This window comes from Vibrio sp. 11986-1-5 (genome assembly GCF_963878025.1).
Taxonomy (GTDB): Bacteria; Pseudomonadota; Gammaproteobacteria; order Enterobacterales; family Vibrionaceae; genus Vibrio; species Vibrio injensis.
In genome coordinates this window covers 42,058-61,896 of sequence record NZ_CAWNVW010000005.1, presented here as the reverse complement: position 1 = coordinate 61,896, position 19,839 = coordinate 42,058, and the positions used below count along the sequence as shown (strand labels likewise).

The 19,839-nt window shown below is 43.9% G+C and carries 19 protein-coding genes; 1 reads left to right on the top strand and 18 read right to left on the bottom strand.

Annotation, left to right across the window (positions count from 1 at the left end):
* The first annotated feature begins 119 nt into the window (after positions 1–119).
* On the top strand, positions 120–1,322 hold the full coding sequence (punC, locus tag AACS00_RS02185) for a purine nucleoside transporter PunC (RefSeq protein WP_110168346.1): 1,203 nt from the start codon (positions 120–122) through the stop codon (positions 1,320–1,322).
* A 57-nt stretch (positions 1,323–1,379) separates the two neighbouring features.
* On the opposite strand, the gene glmU is transcribed toward punC, so the two are convergent.
* The 18 genes from glmU to recF form a co-directional block, all read right to left on the bottom strand.
* Complete coding sequence (gene glmU, locus AACS00_RS02180; protein ID WP_110168345.1) at positions 1,380–2,738, bottom strand: bifunctional UDP-N-acetylglucosamine diphosphorylase/glucosamine-1-phosphate N-acetyltransferase GlmU; 1,359 nt, start codon at positions 2,736–2,738, stop codon at positions 1,380–1,382.
* Between the two features lie 146 nt (positions 2,739–2,884).
* Entirely contained in the window at positions 2,885–3,310 is a 426-nt protein-coding gene (locus tag AACS00_RS02175) for a F0F1 ATP synthase subunit epsilon (protein WP_040905769.1), read from the bottom strand.
* A gap of 24 nt (positions 3,311–3,334) precedes the next feature.
* On the bottom strand, positions 3,335–4,738 hold the full coding sequence (gene atpD, locus AACS00_RS02170; RefSeq protein WP_072670271.1) for a F0F1 ATP synthase subunit beta: 1,404 nt from the start codon (positions 4,736–4,738) through the stop codon (positions 3,335–3,337).
* A gap of 31 nt (positions 4,739–4,769) precedes the next feature.
* Positions 4,770–5,636, bottom strand: a complete 867-nt coding sequence (gene atpG, locus AACS00_RS02165; RefSeq protein WP_072670270.1) for a F0F1 ATP synthase subunit gamma — start codon at positions 5,634–5,636, stop codon at positions 4,770–4,772.
* Positions 5,637–5,670: 34 nt separating this feature from the next.
* Positions 5,671–7,212: a F0F1 ATP synthase subunit alpha gene (gene atpA / locus AACS00_RS02160; RefSeq protein ID WP_072670269.1), complete on the bottom strand. Its 1,542-nt coding sequence runs from the start codon at positions 7,210–7,212 to the stop codon at positions 5,671–5,673.
* 17 nt (positions 7,213–7,229) lie between these two features.
* Positions 7,230–7,760 carry a F0F1 ATP synthase subunit delta gene (locus AACS00_RS02155; protein ID WP_072670268.1) on the bottom strand — a complete coding sequence of 177 codons (531 nt, stop codon included), beginning with the start codon at positions 7,758–7,760 and terminating at the stop codon, positions 7,230–7,232.
* A 14-nt stretch (positions 7,761–7,774) separates the two neighbouring features.
* On the bottom strand, positions 7,775–8,245 hold the full coding sequence (gene atpF, locus AACS00_RS02150) for a F0F1 ATP synthase subunit B (RefSeq protein ID WP_004397535.1): 471 nt from the start codon (positions 8,243–8,245) through the stop codon (positions 7,775–7,777).
* A 70-nt stretch (positions 8,246–8,315) separates the two neighbouring features.
* Positions 8,316–8,546: a F0F1 ATP synthase subunit C gene (atpE, locus tag AACS00_RS02145; protein ID WP_040905771.1), complete on the bottom strand. Its 231-nt coding sequence runs from the start codon at positions 8,544–8,546 to the stop codon at positions 8,316–8,318.
* Positions 8,547–8,573: 27 nt separating this feature from the next.
* Positions 8,574–9,398, bottom strand: coding sequence for a F0F1 ATP synthase subunit A (atpB, locus tag AACS00_RS02140; protein ID WP_004397537.1), 825 nt, complete (start codon positions 9,396–9,398; stop codon positions 8,574–8,576).
* Positions 9,391–9,795, bottom strand: coding sequence for an ATP synthase subunit I (locus tag AACS00_RS02135; protein WP_110168344.1), 405 nt, complete (start codon positions 9,793–9,795; stop codon positions 9,391–9,393). The genes atpB and AACS00_RS02135 overlap by 8 nt, the downstream gene beginning before the upstream one ends.
* A gap of 158 nt (positions 9,796–9,953) precedes the next feature.
* Positions 9,954–10,847 (bottom strand): ParB/RepB/Spo0J family partition protein, encoded by an 894-nt coding sequence (locus tag AACS00_RS02130; protein ID WP_110168343.1) that lies wholly within the window; start codon positions 10,845–10,847, stop codon positions 9,954–9,956.
* 22 nt (positions 10,848–10,869) lie between these two features.
* Positions 10,870–11,643, bottom strand: coding sequence for a ParA family protein (locus AACS00_RS02125; protein ID WP_072670265.1), 774 nt, complete (start codon positions 11,641–11,643; stop codon positions 10,870–10,872).
* A gap of 14 nt (positions 11,644–11,657) precedes the next feature.
* Positions 11,658–12,290, bottom strand: coding sequence for a 16S rRNA (guanine(527)-N(7))-methyltransferase RsmG (rsmG, locus tag AACS00_RS02120; RefSeq protein ID WP_072670264.1), 633 nt, complete (start codon positions 12,288–12,290; stop codon positions 11,658–11,660).
* The gene (gene mnmG / locus AACS00_RS02115) at positions 12,290–14,185 is read right to left on the bottom strand and encodes a tRNA uridine-5-carboxymethylaminomethyl(34) synthesis enzyme MnmG (RefSeq protein ID WP_110168342.1); all 1,896 of its coding nucleotides are present in this window, start codon (positions 14,183–14,185) and stop codon (positions 12,290–12,292) included. The genes rsmG and mnmG overlap by 1 nt, the downstream gene beginning before the upstream one ends.
* 477 nt (positions 14,186–14,662) lie before the next feature.
* Positions 14,663–15,100 (bottom strand): Hsp20 family protein, encoded by a 438-nt coding sequence (locus AACS00_RS02110; RefSeq protein WP_072670262.1) that lies wholly within the window; start codon positions 15,098–15,100, stop codon positions 14,663–14,665.
* Positions 15,101–15,505: 405 nt separating this feature from the next.
* Positions 15,506–15,931, bottom strand: a complete 426-nt coding sequence (locus AACS00_RS02105; protein WP_072670261.1) for a GreA/GreB family elongation factor — start codon at positions 15,929–15,931, stop codon at positions 15,506–15,508.
* A gap of 380 nt (positions 15,932–16,311) precedes the next feature.
* Complete coding sequence (gene gyrB / locus AACS00_RS02100; protein WP_072670260.1) at positions 16,312–18,729, bottom strand: DNA topoisomerase (ATP-hydrolyzing) subunit B; 2,418 nt, start codon at positions 18,727–18,729, stop codon at positions 16,312–16,314.
* Positions 18,730–18,747: 18 nt separating this feature from the next.
* The gene (gene recF / locus AACS00_RS02095; protein WP_110168341.1) at positions 18,748–19,827 is read right to left on the bottom strand and encodes a DNA replication/repair protein RecF; all 1,080 of its coding nucleotides are present in this window, start codon (positions 19,825–19,827) and stop codon (positions 18,748–18,750) included.
* Positions 19,828–19,839: the final 12 nt, after the last annotated feature.

The following is a 19,839-nucleotide window of genomic DNA, read 5'->3' as shown; positions in this document are numbered from 1 at the left end:
AACAAATTTCGCGTTTCATTTAATACAAAATGATCAATACAATCAATAGTCAGATAAAACATAGCTATCAATGGCACATAACAAGAAAAAATGAATTAATTTTTTTGATAGGAATAAAAATGAAAGTCTCACCTTTACAACTGTTTTACTTATCAGCGCTATCAATGCTCGGCTTTATTGCTACCGATATGTATTTACCAGCCTTTAAAATCATGGAACATGATTTTGCAACAGGTCCAGAGCAGATTGCCCTGTCCTTGACGGTATTTTTAATGGGCATGGCGATAGGTCAACTCTTATGGGGCTTGGCCTCAGATAAATTTGGTCATCGCAATACCTTAATTGTCGGACTGGTGATTTTTACTATTGCTTCTTGTGGTTTAGCTTACAGCGAAACAGTGTGGCAATTGCTGAGCTTACGTTTTGTCCAAGCGATTGGCGTTTGTGCTCCAGCGGTTATCTGGCAAGCGATGGTGATTAAACGTTATCCCAGCCAAGTCAGCCAACAGCTTTTCGCAACCATTATGCCTTTGGTCGCACTATCTCCTGCGCTGGCACCGCAATTAGGTGTGCTCCTCGCCAATACTTTCGGCTGGCATAGTATTTTCTTTACCCTCACCTTAATGGGTATCGTTCTGGTCATCTGTACGGGTTTACAAGAAAATGTTAAAGGCGATCCGAAAACAACATCGATTGCCGAAGATATCAAATACCTTTTCAAAAGTCGGGCTTACATCGGTAATGTGATGATGTTTGCTTGTGCCTCTGCCGCCTTTTTTGCCTATTTAACCGGAATGCCAGAAATCATGGCGCAGCTAGGTTATGAAGCCAAAGATATCGGGATGAGTTTTATCCCACAAACCATCGCTTTTATGGTCGGTGGCTATATCGGTAAAAAATCGGTCAGTAAATATGGCGATGAAAAAGTCCTTAAGCAACTGCTTGCTCTATTTACCTTATCATCAGGAGTGATATTTGTTGCATCACAGTGGACACTCACCTCTATTTGGCCAATCTTAGCGCCTTTCTGTTTGATCGCTGTAGCGAATGGTGCGCTTTACCCAATAGTGGTTAACCGTGCACTATCAAGTGCAAAACATAGCCCAGCAACAGCAGCGGGGATGCAAAACAGCTTACAAATTTGTGCTGCGAGTTTAGCCAGCGCTTTAGTTGCCACCTTAGCAAGTCAAGCACAAGTGGTCACTGGCGTAGCAATTATGATTTGTACGTTTGGTCTTTGGGTGGGGTATATCATTGCTAACCGCCACTTAAGCCAACATTTTACTACGCCGGATAACTCTCGCGTTGTGCGCGATAAGTAAAAACGGAGTAACCCAAATAGCCCGCGTCATACGGGCTATTTATTTTGGCAACACGGCTTATTTTTTTACAGGACGTGACCACCCAGAAATTTTCTTCTCTTTAGCGCGAGTAATCACTAACTCACCGGCAGCCACAGGCTTAGTCAGCGTAGTACCAGCACCAACTGTTGCCCCATCAGCTATCGTAACCGGGGCAATCAATTGACTATCGGAGCCAATAAATACGTCATTACCAATAATTGTTTTATGCTTATTAGCGCCATCGTAGTTACAGGTAATGACCCCCGCGCCAATATTAACTCGCTGCCCGACTTCGACATCTCCTAGGTAAGTCAGATGATTAGCCTTTGAACCTTCACCTAAGCGAGCATTTTTCATCTCTACAAAATTACCGACATGGGCATCATCACGCAATTCAGCACCTGGACGTAAACGGCTAAATGGACCGACAGTACAGTCTTCACCGACCGTTGCCCCTTCAATAATGCTATAAGGACGAACAACGGTGTTATCATCAATTTCACAATCAATCAGAATCGACCCAGCACCAATCACAACGTTATTGCCTATCGATACCTGCCCTTCGATCACAACATTAACATCGATTTCAACATCCACTCCACATTGCAACTCACCACGTAGATCAAATCGAGCAGGATCACGCAACATAACGCCTTGCTCAAGCAACTTATTAGCTTGGCGAGCTTGGAAAGCGCGCTCTAAACGAGCAAGTTGAATACGATCATTAACACCTTCCACTTCAATTGAGCTCACTGGATGCACTGCTTCAACCGCCCGCCCTTCATCATGAGCCGCGGCAATCACATCCGTTAAGTAATACTCACCCTGAGCGTTATTCTTATTAAGCCCTTTTAGCCAGCGTTTTAAATCTCCACCGGTAGCAACCATAACCCCCGTGTTGATCTCTTTAATTTGTTTTTGCTCTTCGCTGGCATCTTTTTGCTCAACAATCGCCACTACAGGGCCATTCTTACGGACAATACGTCCATAGCCCGTTGGGTTATCGAGAACCACCGTCAACAGCGCAATACCACCTGTTGGTTGAGCTTCAAGTAAGCTTTCTATGGTTTGTTCCGAGATCAACGGAACATCGCCATACAAAACTAAGATTTTTTCATCGTCTCTAAACTGATCCGACGCTTGATCCACCGCATGTCCAGTACCAAGTTGCTCGGCTTGCAATACCCAATTAACCGGCTCATCGGCCAGAACGTGTTGCATTTGCTCTCCACCATGCCCATAGACCAGATGGATATTATGTGCACCAAGATTATGACATGTGTTGATCACATGTTTGACCATGGGCTTTCCAGCCAAAGTATGCAGCACTTTAGGGATATGGGAGTGCATACGGGTGCCTTTGCCTGCGGCAAGGATCACTGCGCTAAATTTCATCGGATACCTATGACGTTATATAAAATATGGCTCGCATTTTAGCGGGTAATGCGAGACGTGTTAATTTTCTAGTGCAAGTTTTTGATAAAAAACCAACAAAAAGGCGACCGAAAGGTCGCCTTTTATGATTACGTACTGAAAAGGGATCAGCGACGCTTTCTTATTAGATCAATGACGCGTAACTGAGCAATTGCTTTAGCCAATTCACTTGATGCCTGAGCAAAGTTCACATCACCATGATTGTCGTTGAGCAGTTCTTCTGCTGAGCGTTTCGCTTCAGCGGCTTTTGCTTCATCGAGCTCTTCAGCACGAATCGCAGTATCTGCTAAAATCGTTACATCATTCGGTTGAACTTCGAGTATGCCACCAGAAAGGTAAATAATTTCTTCTTTACCTTTAATAGTCACAATACGCACCATCCCCGGCCTGATGTAAGTCAGTAAAGGGACGTGTCCAGCTAAAACCCCTAAATCTCCGCTTTCACCCGAGACTTGAATAGACCGCGCCCAACCGGAAAAAATCCGCTTTTCAGCACTGACTACATCTAAGTTAAAGGTTACTGATGCTGTCATAAAGCCTCCTTGGAGATCTGAGCGTTATAGCTTCTTGGCATTCTCAAGTGCATCGTCAATCGTACCGCAGTACATAAACGCTTGCTCTGGAATGTCATCATAATCGCCAGCTAATAGACCTTTAAAGCCGCGCAACGTCTCTTTCAACGATACGTAAACACCAGGGTCACCCGTAAAGACTTCCGCTACGTGATAAGGTTGAGTCAAGAAACGCTCAATCTTACGCGCACGAGCAACCACTTGCTTATCAGATTCAGACAGCTCGTCCATACCCAAAATAGCAATGATGTCTTTGAGTTCTTTATAACGCTGTAACGTTGATTGCACACCACGAGCAACATCGTAATGCTCTTGGCCAACCACCAAAGGATCCAACTGACGAGACGTTGAATCAAGTGGGTCAATCGCAGGGTAAAGACCCATCGCTGCGATGTTACGGTTAAGTACAACCGTGGCATCCAAGTGAGCAAACGTCGTCGCTGGTGATGGGTCAGTTAAGTCATCCGCAGGTACATAAACCGCTTGTACTGAAGTGATAGAACCCGTCTTCGTTGACGTGATACGCTCTTGCAGTACACCCATCTCTTCAGCAAGTGTTGGCTGATAACCTACCGCAGAAGGCATACGACCAAGCAGTGCCGATACCTCTGTTCCCGCAAGGGTATAACGATAAATGTTATCGATAAACAGCAATACGTCACGGCCTTCGTCACGGAATTTCTCCGCCATGGTCAAGCCAGTCAAAGCAACACGTAGACGGTTACCTGGTGGCTCGTTCATCTGGCCATAAACCATTGCTACTTTTGATTCTTCTGGCTTTTCGATGTTAACAACACCCGCTTCCTGCATTTCGTGGTAGAAGTCGTTACCCTCACGAGTACGCTCACCTACCCCTGCAAATACCGAAAGGCCTGAGTGTTGTAGTGCGATGTTATTGATAAGCTCCATCATGTTAACGGTCTTACCTACACCAGCACCACCAAAGAGACCGATTTTACCGCCTTTAGCAAACGGACAAATCAAATCAATTACTTTTACACCAGTTTCAAGTAGCTCTGTCGAGTTAGATTGCTCTTCATAGCTTGGCGCTAAACGGTGAATAGAGTAAGTCTCTTCTGCACCAATTTCTCCGCGCTCGTCAATCGCATCACCGAGTACGTTCATGATACGACCAAGGGTTTTCATCCCTACTGGTACTGATATTGGACCGCCAGTATTTTCAACTGTCATTCCACGACGTAAACCATCTGAGCTGCCCATTACAATACAGCGAATGATACCACCGCCTAACTGTTGTTGAACCTCAAGAACAAGACGCTCTTTTGAGTCTTGAACGTTAAGTGCATCATAAACGCTAGGCACTGAGCTCTGTGGAAACTCTACGTCGACTACCGCACCGATGATCTGTACGATCTTACCTGTAGCCATCGTTAATCCTCTAGTCTGTTAATTACCTTTGTTAAACCGCTGCTGCGCCGCTAACAATCTCTGACAATTCTTGGGTGATGGCTGCTTGGCGAGCCTTGTTATACACCAGTTGTAAATCATCAATCAGATTACCTGCGTTATCCGATGCTGCTCTCATCGCAACCATTCGGGCAGACATTTCACACGCTAAGTTTTCCACTACGGATTGATATACTTGTGCTTCGATATAACGAGTCATCAAAGTATTCAGTAGTTTGTTCTGATCAGATTCAAACATGTAACTCCAAGCATGCTTGCGACCTGAATCATCCTCTTGCGTTTTCGGCAAAGGTAACAATTGTTCCATCTTTGGTTGTTGAGTCATCGAGTTAACAAACTCGTTGTACACTAGGAACAAACGATCGATTTCACCTTCTTTGTACTTAGTCAGCATAACGCTGATAGAACCGATCAAATCATCTAACTGTGGCTCATCACCGATACCGGTTTTCTGAGCGACAATTTTTGCTCCTATGCCTCGGAAATAAGAACTACCTTTACTTCCAATCATCGCGATTTCAATCGCACTGCCACGGCTTGAATATTCATTCATATGCGCAACGGCTTTTTTAAACATATTGATGTTTAAACCACCACACAAACCGCGATCGGTGGATACGACGATATACCCAACACGTTTAGCTTCACGTTCTTCTAAGTAAGGATGAGTAAACTCCAAAGTACCGTTTGCTAAATGACCAATGACTTTACGAATTGTTTTTGAATATGGACGAGGCCCTTCCATCGCATCTTGAGTTCGACGCATTTTAGAAGCCGCAACCATTTCCATTGCTTTAGTAATTTTTTGAGTGCTTTTAACACTCCCAATCTTACTGCGAATCTCTTTTGTATTGGCCATCGTTACTCTCCGTTAATTACAATGTGGCTTGTAATTACCAAGTCTGAGTTGCTTTAAAATCTTCCACTAACTTTTTCAACTTAGCTTCAATTTCATCGTTGTAAGCACCCGTCTTGTCAATTTCCGTTTTAAAATCGGCATATTGAGAATGAGCATACGACAGAAGTGCAGATTCAAAATCCAACACTTTATTCAATTCGACATCGCTTAAGTAACCGCGCTCAGCAGCAAAAATAACCAACGCCTGATCAAAAACTGACATCGGCGCATATTGCTTTTGCTTCATCAATTCAGTCACTTTTTGACCATGATTAAGCTGACGTTTCGTCGCTTCATCCAGATCAGAAGCAAACTGAGCAAACGCTGCAAGTTCACGGTAGGCCGCTAGAGCAGTACGAATACCGCCAGAGAGCTTTTTGATAATTTTTGTCTGTGCAGCACCACCTACCCGAGAAACCGAGATACCGGGATCGACCGCAGGACGAACACCAGCATTAAACAACTCAGTTTGTAGGAAGATCTGACCATCGGTAATCGAGATTACGTTGGTTGGTACGAAAGCTGAAACGTCACCCGCTTGAGTTTCAATGATCGGTAATGCCGTTAAAGAACCAGTTTTACCTTTCACTTCACCATTAGTGAAACGTTCTACATAGACTTCACTCACTCGAGCAGCACGCTCTAGGAGACGAGAGTGGAGGTAAAAAACGTCACCAGGGAAAGCTTCACGACCCGGTGGACGACGTAACAATAGCGAGATTTGACGATAAGCCACCGCTTGCTTTGATAAGTCATCATAAACAATCAGGGCATCTTCACCACGGTCACGGAAGTATTCACCCATAGCACAGCCAGAATAAGGCGCTAGATATTGTAGTGCTGCTGATTCAGAAGCAGAAGCAACCACAACGATGGTGTTTTTCAATGCACCATGCTCTTCCAATTTACGCACCACGTTCGCGATAGTTGACGCTTTTTGGCCAATCGCTACGTAGATAGAATAGATACCTGAATCTTTCTGGTTAATGATCGCATCAATCGCCAACGCAGTTTTACCTGTCTGACGGTCACCGATAATTAGCTCACGCTGACCACGACCGATAGGAATCATCGCATCAACCGATTTATAGCCTGTTTGTACTGGTTGATCGACCGACTTACGATCGATAACTCCAGGAGCAATCACTTCTACTGGAGAAGTTAATTTTGCTTCAATCGGACCTTTACCATCAATTGGCACACCTAACGTGTTCACCACACGACCCAAAAGCTCAGGGCCGACTGGGACTTCAAGAATACGCCCAGTACTGGTCACTTTCATACCCTCACTGAGATCAGTGTAAGGGCCCATGACAACAGCACCTACCGAATCACGTTCGAGGTTAAGTGCGAGAGCAAAATTGCCGCCCGGCAGTTCAATCATTTCACCTTGCATCACGTCCGCTAGGCCGTGAATACGGATGATACCATCGCTTACTGATACGATAGTACCTTCATTGCGAGCATCAGAAACAACGTTGAAACCTTCAATTCGCTTTCTGATGATTTCGCTGATTTCCGTGGAATTAAGTTGCATTGCTCCAATTCCCCTAATTAAGACTTCATCACGTCTTTCAGACGATTAATACGACCCAGTAACGAGTTATCAAGGATATTATCCTCTACTCGAATAACGGCTCCGCCAATAAGATTGCTGTCAATTTGGCAATTCAGCTTTACTTTACAGTCATAGCGTTTTTCTAAGTTACTGGTTAAAGTTTCAACCTGTTCATCGCTTAACTCATAAGAGCTCACCACTTGAACTTCTTTAGTACCAGAAGATTCCGTAGCAAACTTTTGAAACTGCTGACATATATCACCGAGCGCCGCTATGCGACGATTTTCCATCAACACCAATAAAAAATTAAGCATGGGTTGATCAAACTGCTCACCCGCAACATCAGCGTACACCTGCAACAATTGTTGCGATTGTAAGCTAAAAGCGGCCGATGATAATTCAGGCACCAACGACATTGTTTTTGCCAATTCGAGCATAGTTGACCACTGTTCAACCATACTGTGTTCACTGGCGTAACTGAATGCAGCCTTAGCGTATGGACGAGCAATCGTTGTCAAATCCGACATACAAATGCACTCCTTTATAGCTTCGCAGAAATACTATCAAGTATGTCTTGGTTAGCTGCCTTATCGACAGTTCGTTGAACAATTTTCTCAGCAGCAAGTAAAGCAAGAGTAGAAACTTCTTTTTGCAGCTCATTACGAGCACGCAAAATTTGCGCTTCTAGCTCTGCTTGGCCTTGAGCCAAGATATGCTCACGCTCGTGCGCTGCTTCTTGACGAGCTTCGTCTAAAATTTGAGCTTTGCGTTTGTTCGCTTGCTCAATAATGACTAGCGCCTCTTTTTTAGCAATTTTAAGCTGGTCTGCAGCATTGCTTTTAGCCAGATTAAGGGCTTTATCAGCACGCTCAGCAGAAGCTAAACCATCAGCGATCGTTTTCTGACGCTCTTCTATGGCACTCATCAAAGGAGGCCATACATACTTCATGCAGAACCAAACAAAGATTAAAAATGCGATGGTTTGGCCCAACAGAGTTGCATTGATATTCACACTAACTCTCCTTTATTTTGCTTCTGTTTACCCAATCATCTGTGCGTTTGGGTGACACAAAAAGGACAAGTTATGCAAACAGCATGTACATAGAGATACCAACACCAATCATAGGAACCGCATCAAGCAGACCAGCAATAATGAACATGTTAGTTTGTAGTACAGGGGCCATTTCTGGTTGACGAGCAACAGATTCAAGGAATTTACCACCAAGGATAGCAAAGCCAAAAGCAGTCGCTAGAGCACACATACCTAGTAGTAGAGCAACAACGAAATAAGTTTCCATAATAAAAGTCTCCAGTTTTCTTGGGTTGTTTAAATTAAGAGTTTAATGAGAGTCATTACTTGCCATGCTGAGATAAACTATCGTCAACATCATAAAAATAAAGGCTTGCAGAGTAATAACCAGTACATGGAAGATGGCCCAAATGACATGCGCGACAACGCCTAAGCCACCGAGTACGAAACCAGCACCGTAGGTGATTGCGATCAAAACAAAGATCAGCTCACCCGCGTACATGTTACCGTACAGACGTAGCGAAAGGGATACCGGTTTTGCCAAAAATGACACCGTCTCAAGAACTAAGTTGAAAGGAATCAACGCCCAATGGTTAATTGGATGTAGGGTAAATGCCTTAACAAACCCCTTAAATCCTTGGTATTTGATGTAATAAGCAATTACCAATATCATGACCCCAATAGCCATTGCCAAGGTGATATTCAAGTTAACCGTAGGGAGAATCTTGAAATATTCGACACCAGCCAATGTCATTGCTGTAGGGACATAATCCACTGGCACTAAGTCCATTAAGTTCATCAAGAAAATCCAGACGAAAATGGTTAATGCTAATGGTGCGACCAACTTATCCTTGCCATGAAAAGTTCCTTTGACTAAGCCGTCAACCTGCTCAACGAGCATTTCAACAAAGCATTGCCATTTACCAGGAACTCCCGTGGTTGCATTTTTCCCAACACGATAAAACAACCACAAAAACAGCACGCCTAGACCCACTGAGAACAATAACGCATCCCAGTTTAACGTCCAAAATCCAGCATCCGCACAGCCGTAGTTTGTGGTGATGTTGCCATCAACCAAACAAACTTGAGCGCTTGTGAGGTGGTGCTGAATATATTCCTTCGGAGTATCAGCCATGGTGGTTCCCATTTTTTGCGGTAAGTAGTATAGGTGCAAACCAAAACATCAAGATGGTCAGTTTATAACCTGACATCATGGCACCAGGGTGATGCACATCAGTGAGATTAAAAATTAGCACAAACATGATAACGGTTAACACCAGCTTTAAAGCCCACCCCATCATAATAAACCCGAGCATAACCGTACCGTCAGCATCTGGCCTTGGGAGAAAGGCAAACAGTGTATAGACATAGTTACCGATGAGGGCAATCGCTCCACCTTTTAAGATAAAACGCGCTTCATCGGGTCCCCAGTACATATACGTCACGCCCCCGATCAGCAACAAAAAAACCAGCTGAAGGTGAACAACTCGAAATGCCGCCTTAGCTTGCTGACTCTGTGTTGCTATAAACATCAAAAGCACCTGTTTTCTGTATTATTCGCCAAGTTACAGTACGTTAATAAAACATTGCAACTCGGTGAAAAAAGCTTCGAAATTATATATAGGTATCGTAAAAACTCAACTGAAAGCGGGTGAGCCAAGCCGCAGAAAATATATTCTATAACCGATTTTTATGATGCAATCGTATCTAATTGTTTCAATAGCTCGATCAATTGTTCTTGATTTGTAAAATCAATAGTTAAACGCCCTTTACCATTGACTTGTAACTTTACTGCCATCTTTTTTTGTAATCGTTCAGCCAGTGCAGATAATTGCTGCTCAACCTCCGTCGCTAAGACGGGTGAAACGGGAGCTGTAGGAGTGTCACTAGACCAACGTTTAACTAAAGATTCAGCCTGACGTACCGTTAGTTGCTTGTCGACCATCACTTGTGCACAAGGCTGCTGTTGCTCTATAGGCAAAACCAGTAAACTGCGAGCATGACCCATTTCCAGTTGTTTACTTTCAACAAAACGCTTAACAGCATCATCCAACTGATTTAAACGCAATAAGTTACTTACTGTGGTGCGCGATTTGCCGATCACATCTGCCACTTGCTGATGGGTTAACTTAAATTCATCTTGTAACCGTTCTAACGCTTGAGCTTCTTCGATCGCGTTAAGATCTTCACGTTGAATATTTTCGATCAACGCCATGGCGATCGCGGCACGATCATCGACCCGTTTGATCAAACAGGGGACTTGCTTTAATCCCGCCTGTTTAGCCGCACGCCAACGACGCTCACCAGCGATGATCTCAAAGCCACCAAATTCAAGTGGCCTCACCACGATAGGTTGAATAATACCTTGCGACTGGATAGAAAGAGCAAGTTCTTCCAGTGCTTCAGATGACATATCTTTACGAGGCTGATAAATGCCAGGTTTCAGACTGGTAATCGATAACTCGATTAACTCGCCATCGCTTGACATCGCTTGGCTGTGTGAAGCGGTTTGTTGCTTTTCTCGCGCCATAGAGCTGGTTGCGAGTAAAGCGTCTAAGCCTTTTCCTAAACCACGTTTCGACATCTCAGAGCGTTCCTTTTCGGTATTATGCAGGGATTTCTTCACGACGCAGCATTTCGCCCGCTAAAGCAAGATAAGCCTTAGAGCCCGCAGAATGCTTATCATAATACATGGCAGGTTTACCATGACTGGGCGCTTCAGCAAGCCGAACGTTGCGCGGAATAACAGTACGGTACACTTTATTACCAAAATGCTTTTTCAGTTGATCAGAGACTTCATTCGCGAGTCGATTACGTGGATCATACATGGTGCGTAATAAGCCTTCGATCTTCAGATTCTCATTAACTACAGCGGCAAGTTTACTGATGGTATCCATCAGAGCTGTTAACCCTTCTAACGCAAAATACTCACACTGCATGGGCACTAACACCGAATCGGCGGCAGCCATCGCATTGATTGTAAGTAGGTTTAAAGAAGGGGGGCAATCAATAAAGATGAAATCATAGTTATCGCGAACTAATGCCAATGCATTTTTTAAACGCACTTCTCGAGCGAATACTTCCATCAGCTTAATTTCGGCCGCGGTGACATCGCCATTAGCGGCAATCAAGTCATAGTAACCCGATGTTTTTTTGCATACCACTTGTTCAAATGGCGCTTCTTCGACAAGTAATTCATAGGCGGTAGCATCGACTTGGTATTTATCCACGCCACTGGCCATCGTTGCGTTGCCTTGCGGGTCAAGATCAACCACCAAAACCTTACGTTTTGTAGCTGCCATTGAAGCCGCTAAATTAATGCACGTTGTTGTTTTACCTACGCCACCTTTCTGGTTGGCGATCGCTACGATTTTGCCCACGGTATGCCTCGCTATTATCCCTTGCGCGATAAGATTACAAGATGACGCTCACCTTCCAACTCAGGAACCTTCAAAGCTTTGATGTCGATCACACTGCACCATTCAGGAAGTGAGTTTAGCTCCTCTTGCGGACGTTGGCCCTTTAAAGCTAAAAACACCCCTTGTTTAGCACAAGGTAGGTGATGACACCACTCTACCATATCTAACATGGAAGCAAAGGCACGACTGAGTACGCCATCAAAACCGTGCTCTGGCTTAAACTCTTCTACTCGACTTTGCAGTGCGGTGACATTATCGATTCTCAGCTCATGCAAAACTTGCTTAATAAAGCGGATTCGCTTACCTAAACTATCGAGTAAAACAAACTCTCTATCCGGATTCATGATCGCCAGAGGAATACCGGGTAATCCAGGGCCTGTCCCGACATCAATAAAGCGTTGCCCCTGTAAATATGGGCTGACCACAATACTATCGAGAATATGCTTAACCAACATTTCCTGTGGATCGCGTACAGAAGTTAGATTATACGCTTTATTCCACTTATTGAGTAACTCTACGTAACCGACCAGTTGCTCACGCTGCTGATCGGTAACGACCAAATCCGTTTGTGCAATCAATGCATCGAGTTTACTTCGTAATGGGTTCATTACGCAGCCTCTCCTTTTTTCAAGAGACCTTGTTTTTTCAGATGCACTAATAAAATTGAGATCGCGGCAGGAGTTATTCCTGAAATACGCGATGCAATCCCCAATGTTTCAGGCTTCGCTGCGTTCAATTTGAGTACAACTTCATTCGATAAGCCTTTGACTTGCTTATAATCTAAATCTGCAGGCAATTTGGTGTGCTCATAGCGCAGTGATTTTTCGATCTCATCTCGCTGACGCTGGATATAACCTTCGTATTTAACTTGAATCTCAACTTGTTCCGCCGCTTCACTATCTTCAATCGCTGGCGAAAACGTCGCGATAGACGTCACCTGTTGATAGCTCATTTCTGGACGACGCAACAAGTCTTCTCCGTTAGCTTCACGGGAAATAGGGGTTTTCAATAATGCATTCAACGCCTCAGCATCTGCAGAGGTTGGATTAATCCAAGTCTCTTTTAGACGCTGGCGTTCCTGCTGCATATGCTCGACTTTTTGATTAAAACGAGCCCAACGTTGTTCGCAAACTAACCCAAGTTGATAAGCTTTTTCTGTCAAGCGGAGATCGGCGTTATCTTCACGTAGCAACAAACGGTATTCAGCACGCGAAGTAAACATACGATACGGCTCTTTAGTGCCCATTGTCGAAAGATCATCAATCAATACGCCCATGTAAGCTTGATCACGGCGCGGACTCCAACCTTCTTTGCCTTGACTGTACAAGCTGGCATTTAAACCAGCCATCAAGCCTTGAGCGGCCGCTTCTTCATAACCGGTAGTACCATTAATTTGTCCAGCAAAAAACAAGCCGTTGATAAACTTAGTTTCGTAAGTTTGTTTTAAATCCCGTGGATCAAAGAAATCGTATTCAATCGCATAGCCAGGTCGAACAATATGCGCATTTTCGAAGCCCTGCATTGAGCGGACTATTTGCACCTGAACATCAAACGGCAAACTGGTCGATATACCGTTAGGATAGAGCTCGGTTGTCGTCAATCCTTCAGGCTCAATAAAAATCTGATGGCTATTTTTGTCTGCAAAACGCATCACTTTATCTTCGATGGATGGGCAGTAACGCGGCCCAATCCCTTCGATCACTCCGGCATACATCGGACTGCGATCTAAGTTATTGCGAATCACATCATGAGTTTTTTCATTGGTATGGGTAATAAAACAAGGAATTTGACGCGGATGTTGCTCACGTTTACCCATAAATGAGAAAACAGGCGTTGGATTATCGCCGTGTTGTGCTTCTAACTGAGAAAAATCGACACTACGTGCATCAATGCGTGGAGGAGTGCCCGTTTTTAAACGATCCACCCGAAATGGCAGTTCACGTAAACGATGGGCTAAAGCGATCGACGGAGGATCCCCAGCTCGACCACCTGAAAAGTTCTCTAATCCTATGTGGATCTTACCACCAAGGAAAGTCCCTACCGTCAATACCACCGATTTGGCATGAAACTTTAGGCCCATTTGCGTGACCACACCACGCACATGATCTTGCTCAACGATCAAGTCGTCGGCTGCTTGCTGAAATAAGGCTAAATTCGGCGTATTTTCTAGTGCATGACGAACATAAGCTTTATAAAGCGCACGATCCGCCTGCGCCCGAGTAGCTCGAACTGCTGGGCCTTTAGAAGCGTTTAATGTTCTAAATTGAATACCTGCATGGTCAATAGCTTGTGCCATTAAACCACCCATCGCATCCACTTCTTTGACTAAGTGACCTTTACCTATTCCACCAATGGCGGGATTGCAAGACATCTGGCCTAAAGTATCGATATTATGCGTCAGAAGTAACGTACGCTGTCCTGTACGAGCGGCTGCGAGTGCGGCTTCCGTTCCTGCGTGACCGCCACCAACCACAATGACGTCAAATGTTTCGTGATAAAGCATGAACGACCTCAGGTATTTATTGAGATAGGGATAAACAAAAGAGACGTATTCTACCTTCTTTCCTAAGCAGAGAAAATCGCTTTTCTACTTTTTTAGCTTACGTGTTAATTAATAATATAAAGAAGATCTATAAAGAGATCTTTTATTAGATCTATTATTACGCAAGAGGATCTCTGTGGATAAGCAGGAAATGATCAACAAGATCATGATCATGTAAGCGATCGGATCATGTGTTCAGACACTGATCAAATCGCGTATTAGCTGGGATCAAAAAATAAACTTATGCACAGGCATAAAAAAGATCTTCGTTTATTAAATAATAACTACCGGTTAATCACCGTATAACGATTAACTTATCCACAGATGTTCGATGGAAAAACAGGGGTAAAATGAATAAGAGTCGATAGGATAAATGAGGAGAAACTAAAAAAGCGGCCGAAGCCGCTTTTTTATCATGTCTACGAACGAAAATCAGAGTTATTGATTTTCTAATAAATGAGGTTTATTGATGGCAATTTTACGTGGTTGCATTGCTTGAGGTATTTCTCGTTCTAAGTCGATGTGCAACAAACCGTTTTCAAGCCCAGCACCAATGACTTTTACATAATCAGCCAGTTGGAATTTTCGTTCAAAATTACGTTCAGCAATGCCTTGATAGATATAATTACGGCTCTCTTCTGGCTGACGTTCACCACGGACAATTAAGGTATTTTCTTGTTGAGTGATATCGAGTTCTTGCTCTGCGAAGCCAGCGACCGCCATTGTGATACGGTACTTATTGTCTTCTTGTTGCTCGATATTATAAGGAGGGTAACCCCCTTGAGTATTTTTATTGTTGTTAGCTTCCATCATATTCAATAGACGATCAAAGCCAATCGCGTTGCGGTATAAAGGAGTAAAATCGACAGTTCTCATAATGCTATCCTCTTAGTAAGCAATAGTCTTAACGAGTTTCGTTAAGGATGAAGCTTATTGTTAACAACTAAGCTCATCAAGGTTGATATTGAGTGACGGGCTTACCTCAGTCAGTGAGCATAACGCCAGTCCAAGTCGAGGTCCTTACGGCATCCTCTTCACTATTTTATATAAGGTCGGTGGTTGAACTTTCAAGTGTAGAAAATCAATTTTTTAAAAAAGCCTAATCAGGTGATTAGGCTTCTTGATAATCAATAAGTTAGAAAAAGGTTATCTGGCGCGACTTTTACGTGCTTTTTCTACTCCGTTCTCAGAGGCTTTTTCTTGTTTCAATTTACGCTTTTCCTTTAAGCTTAATTGAGGTTTTTTCAGGTCTTTTTTACTCATGAGTGAGATCTCCTTCATTTACTGACAAAGTAAGCAACCACATGGCACGGATGTGCGCTGAGGTTGGTATGACTGACGGGTAACTTGAGTGATAACAAAAGAGCGTCGTTGGCCGAGCAGTAGCAGATCAATGACTTCTTGCTCGGTTCGACCAAACAGTGCGGCACCTAAGTAAGAATCGACCGCAATATAGCCTACGGTATGATCACAACGATGATCAGCAACCAGCTTGATTTTAAAGGGACTATTGGTTTCTATATCCAATAGGTGCACGGTATCACCTAAACGAATGCTGGTGGTTCGCGGGCAGCATGGGACATTTTGTTGAGCTTGTCGCTCGAACAATTGAATAAGTAGCAAAGGGGATTGATAGGTGATAAACCCACTGGTTAACCACCACATACGCAACGTTTGTAACCATGATCGGTAAAAGCGGTAAAGCATAGTGATTTTCCTCACTCCTGATAACAAGACAGCCGTTAAGTGCCTCCCGAGAGCAAGTTTGCTCTCGGTCTAAACCAGAAATGCCATCACTATTCCTCCTGCAAACGTTATGTGATTCCCTGTCACCGCTAGTGGCGATTGGGCTATATCGATGAAGTCAGTTGACTATAGCGGGTTAAAAAAAGAAAGCAAAAGCGGTTAGCCAGAGAAAATGGCGTTTTTAAGCAGTAAAGGACAGAAAATGGTAAAGGTAAGATTAATACTAGGACTAAAGGCCAGTTTTATCGAAATAAGAGAATAAAATGGTTATTTTCGCTGTTTATATAAACAAAAACGCAGTGCCAAAGCACTGCGTTAGAGAACTAGGATGTTATGAAAAACTACACATCTAAGTTTGCTACTCTTAATGCGTTGTTCTCAATAAAGGCCCGACGAGGCTCAACTTGATCGCCCATCAATGTAGTAAATAACTCATCAGCCCCAACCGCATCTTCAATGGTGACTTGCATCATGCGGCGCGATTCAGGATCCATTGTGGTTTCCCAAAGTTGATCCGGGTTCATTTCTCCTAGACCTTTATAGCGCTGAATGGCTAAACCACGACGCGATTCTTTGATTAACCAGTCGAGGGCGGCGGTGAAACTGGAAACCATTTGTGTGCGTTCACCACGTTGAATGTATGCCCCTTCTTCTAGAAGCCCGTCGAGCGCCTCAAAAAGATCCGCCAACCGGTTGTATTCTTTAGAATTAAGCAAATCAACACTGAGTAGATAATCGTACGTTACCCCATGGGTACGGACGATTATTTTTGGAGAATAAACACCAAGAGCAGGATTATGTTCGATTGCAAAGTGATACTGACTTGCACCGACCTCTTTCGCGTTTAATTGAGCAACTAAACGTTCTGTCCACGCCTCTACTGCGTCGCTATCTTGGCATTGTTGCTCAGTTAAGCGTGGCATGTAGGTAAACTCATTGAGCATCGCCAGTGGATAACGACGACTCATGCGTTCAACCAGTTTCATGGCGGCATTATATTGAACGACAAGTTTCTCTAGTTGTTCACCTGCGAGAGCGGGAGCACTGGTGTTGACGTGTAAAGAGGCATTATCTAATGCTAAAGCGATTTGATACTGCATCATCGCTTCTTCATCTTTGATGTATTGCTCTTGTTTGCCTTTTTTGACTTTATACAATGGAGGCTGAGCAATATAGATGTAGCCACGTTCGATCAATTCTGGCATTTGACGATAGAAGAAGGTCAATAATAGCGTTCGGATGTGCGAACCATCGACGTCAGCATCGGTCATGATGATGATATTGTGATAACGCAGTTTGTCTGGGTTGTATTCATCGCGGCCAATACCACAGCCCAGTGCGGTGATCAGCGTGGCCACTTCCTGTGAAGAGAGCATTTTATCAAAACGCGCTTTCTCAACGTTAAGGATTTTGCCTTTTAGCGGTAAAATAGCTTGATTCTTACGGTTACGCCCTTGTTTAGCAGAGCCTCCGGCTGAATCACCCTCAACAATATACAGTTCAGACAGCGCTGGATCTTTCTCTTGGCAATCGGCTAGCTTACCTGGTAAGCCTGCTAGATCGAGTGCGCCTTTACGGCGCGTCATTTCACGCGCTTTACGTGCCGCTTCGCGAGCTCGAGCAGCATCAATAATTTTACTGCACACCATTTTTGCTTCAGAAGGATGCTCGGCTAAAAACTCATTAAGCTTTTCACCCATCGCCGATTCAACCGCCGATTTCACTTCAGAAGAGACCAATTTGTCTTTGGTTTGGCTGGAGAACTTAGGATCGGGAACTTTAACAGAAACAACCGCCGTTAAGCCTTCACGAGCATCATCGCCTGAGGTCGCGGTTTTGGCTTTCTTGCTGTAGCCTTCTTTTTCCATATAGGTGTTAAGCGTTCGAGTCAGTGCAGCGCGGAATCCGGCTAAGTGAGTCCCGCCATCACGCTGTGGGATGTTATTGGTAAAGCAGTAGATGTTTTCTTGGAAGCCATCATTCCACTGCATTGCTACTTCAACGCTGATCCCATCGTCACGTTCTTGGTTAAAATGGAAAACCTTTTCATGAATGGGGGTTTTGTTTCGATTCAAATGGGTAACAAATGCTTGAATTCCCCCTTCGTACATAAAGTGATCGTGTTTATCCGCTTCACGTTCATCTTGTAGACGAATAGAGACGCCAGAGTTTAAAAAAGACAGTTCACGCAGGCGTTTGGCTAGAATTTCATAATGAAATTCAATATTGGTAAATGTCTCAGCACTTGGCCAAAAACGCAGTGTAGTACCTGTACGTTCGGTATCACCAACCACCGCTAACGGGGCTTGAGGTACACCATGACGATAAGTTTGGGTATGAACTTTGCCACCACGATAGATGGTTAACACGACTTTTTCAGACAACGCGTTGACGACAGAAACCCCAACGCCGTGCAAGCCGCCAGATACTTTATAAGAGTTATCATCAAACTTGCCCCCAGCATGCAAGACGGTCATGATGACTTCCGCAGCAGAGACGTTTTCTTCAGAATGCAGTTCCGTTGGGATACCACGGCCATCATCGCTGACCGATACCGAGTTATCTTCATGAATTGTCACGACGATATCTTTACAGTGACCCGCTAACGCTTCATCTATTGAGTTATCCACCACCTCAAAAACCATGTGGTGAAGACCGGTGCCATCATCGGTGTCGCCGATGTACATTCCTGGACGCTTACGTACCGCGTCTAGACCCTTCAGTACCTTAATACTCGATGAATCGTAATTATTCGACATGAGTGACTCTCTCAGTAGTTATCCTTGCTCTATTGTGCCATGTTCGACATGAAACATCTTGCTATTCGGCTCGATCATGTCGGTGACTTGACTTTCAGTAATAGAACTTACAAAAACTTGAGCCCCCGTCGTTTTTAAGCAGTCTGCAAGACGCTGACGACGTTGGCTATCGAGTTCGGAAGCAAAATCATCAATCAGATAAATGCATTGCTTCCCGGTCAGCTCGGTTAAATGTTGACCTTGTGCTACGCGCAGGGCGCAAACCATCAACTTAAGCTGGCCGCGAGATAGAACATCTTCTACAGGTGTCCCATTAACTTTTATTTTCAAATCCGCTTTGTTTGGACCACTGAAGGTGTAACCTAACAATTGGTCACGGACAAAGTTGTTTTGTAATATCTCTTTATAAGGCGTTTGTTTATCCCAACCTCGATAATAGGTTAAGCTTATCGAAAATTCGGGTAAGAAGCTTTGACACAATGCTTCAGCCACTTTTTTCATTTGTTCAACATAGATCTGACGCCACTGATCTATCTGCTCGGCAAGTTGAGCTAACTCTTGATCCCAGTAGCTGATCTCACGATAGCTTTTGGCGGTTTTAAGTAATGCGTTGCGTTGTTTATTTAAGCGTTTAAATCGCCCCCAAGCATCAAAAAAAGCCGGTTGAGAATGAAAAACTCCCCAATCAATAAAGGCTCGACGTTGTTTCGGTCCATCGGTTAACAGTTCAAATCCTTCCGGATGAATTAACTGTAATGGTAAGACCTGCGCCAGTTGAGCTAACTTCTGTCCTGATTGACCGCCTATTTTAACCTCTGTAGAGCCATCTCGCTGCTTATTAATGCCAATCGGTAGCTCAAATTGATCCGAGTTCAAAAAACGGCCATGAACAAATAGCTCTGAGCACTCATTTTGAATCACTCTTCCAGTTAATGAGCTCTTAAATGAGCGACCATGGCCCAATAAATAGATAGCTTCTAGTACACTGGTTTTACCGCTGCCATTGGGCCCAATGAGAAAGTTAAAGCCTGATGACAGGGTTATATCACAGGCTTTAATGTTACGAAATTGCTGAACGACTAAGCGAGTCAATGGCATGATATGCTCTTT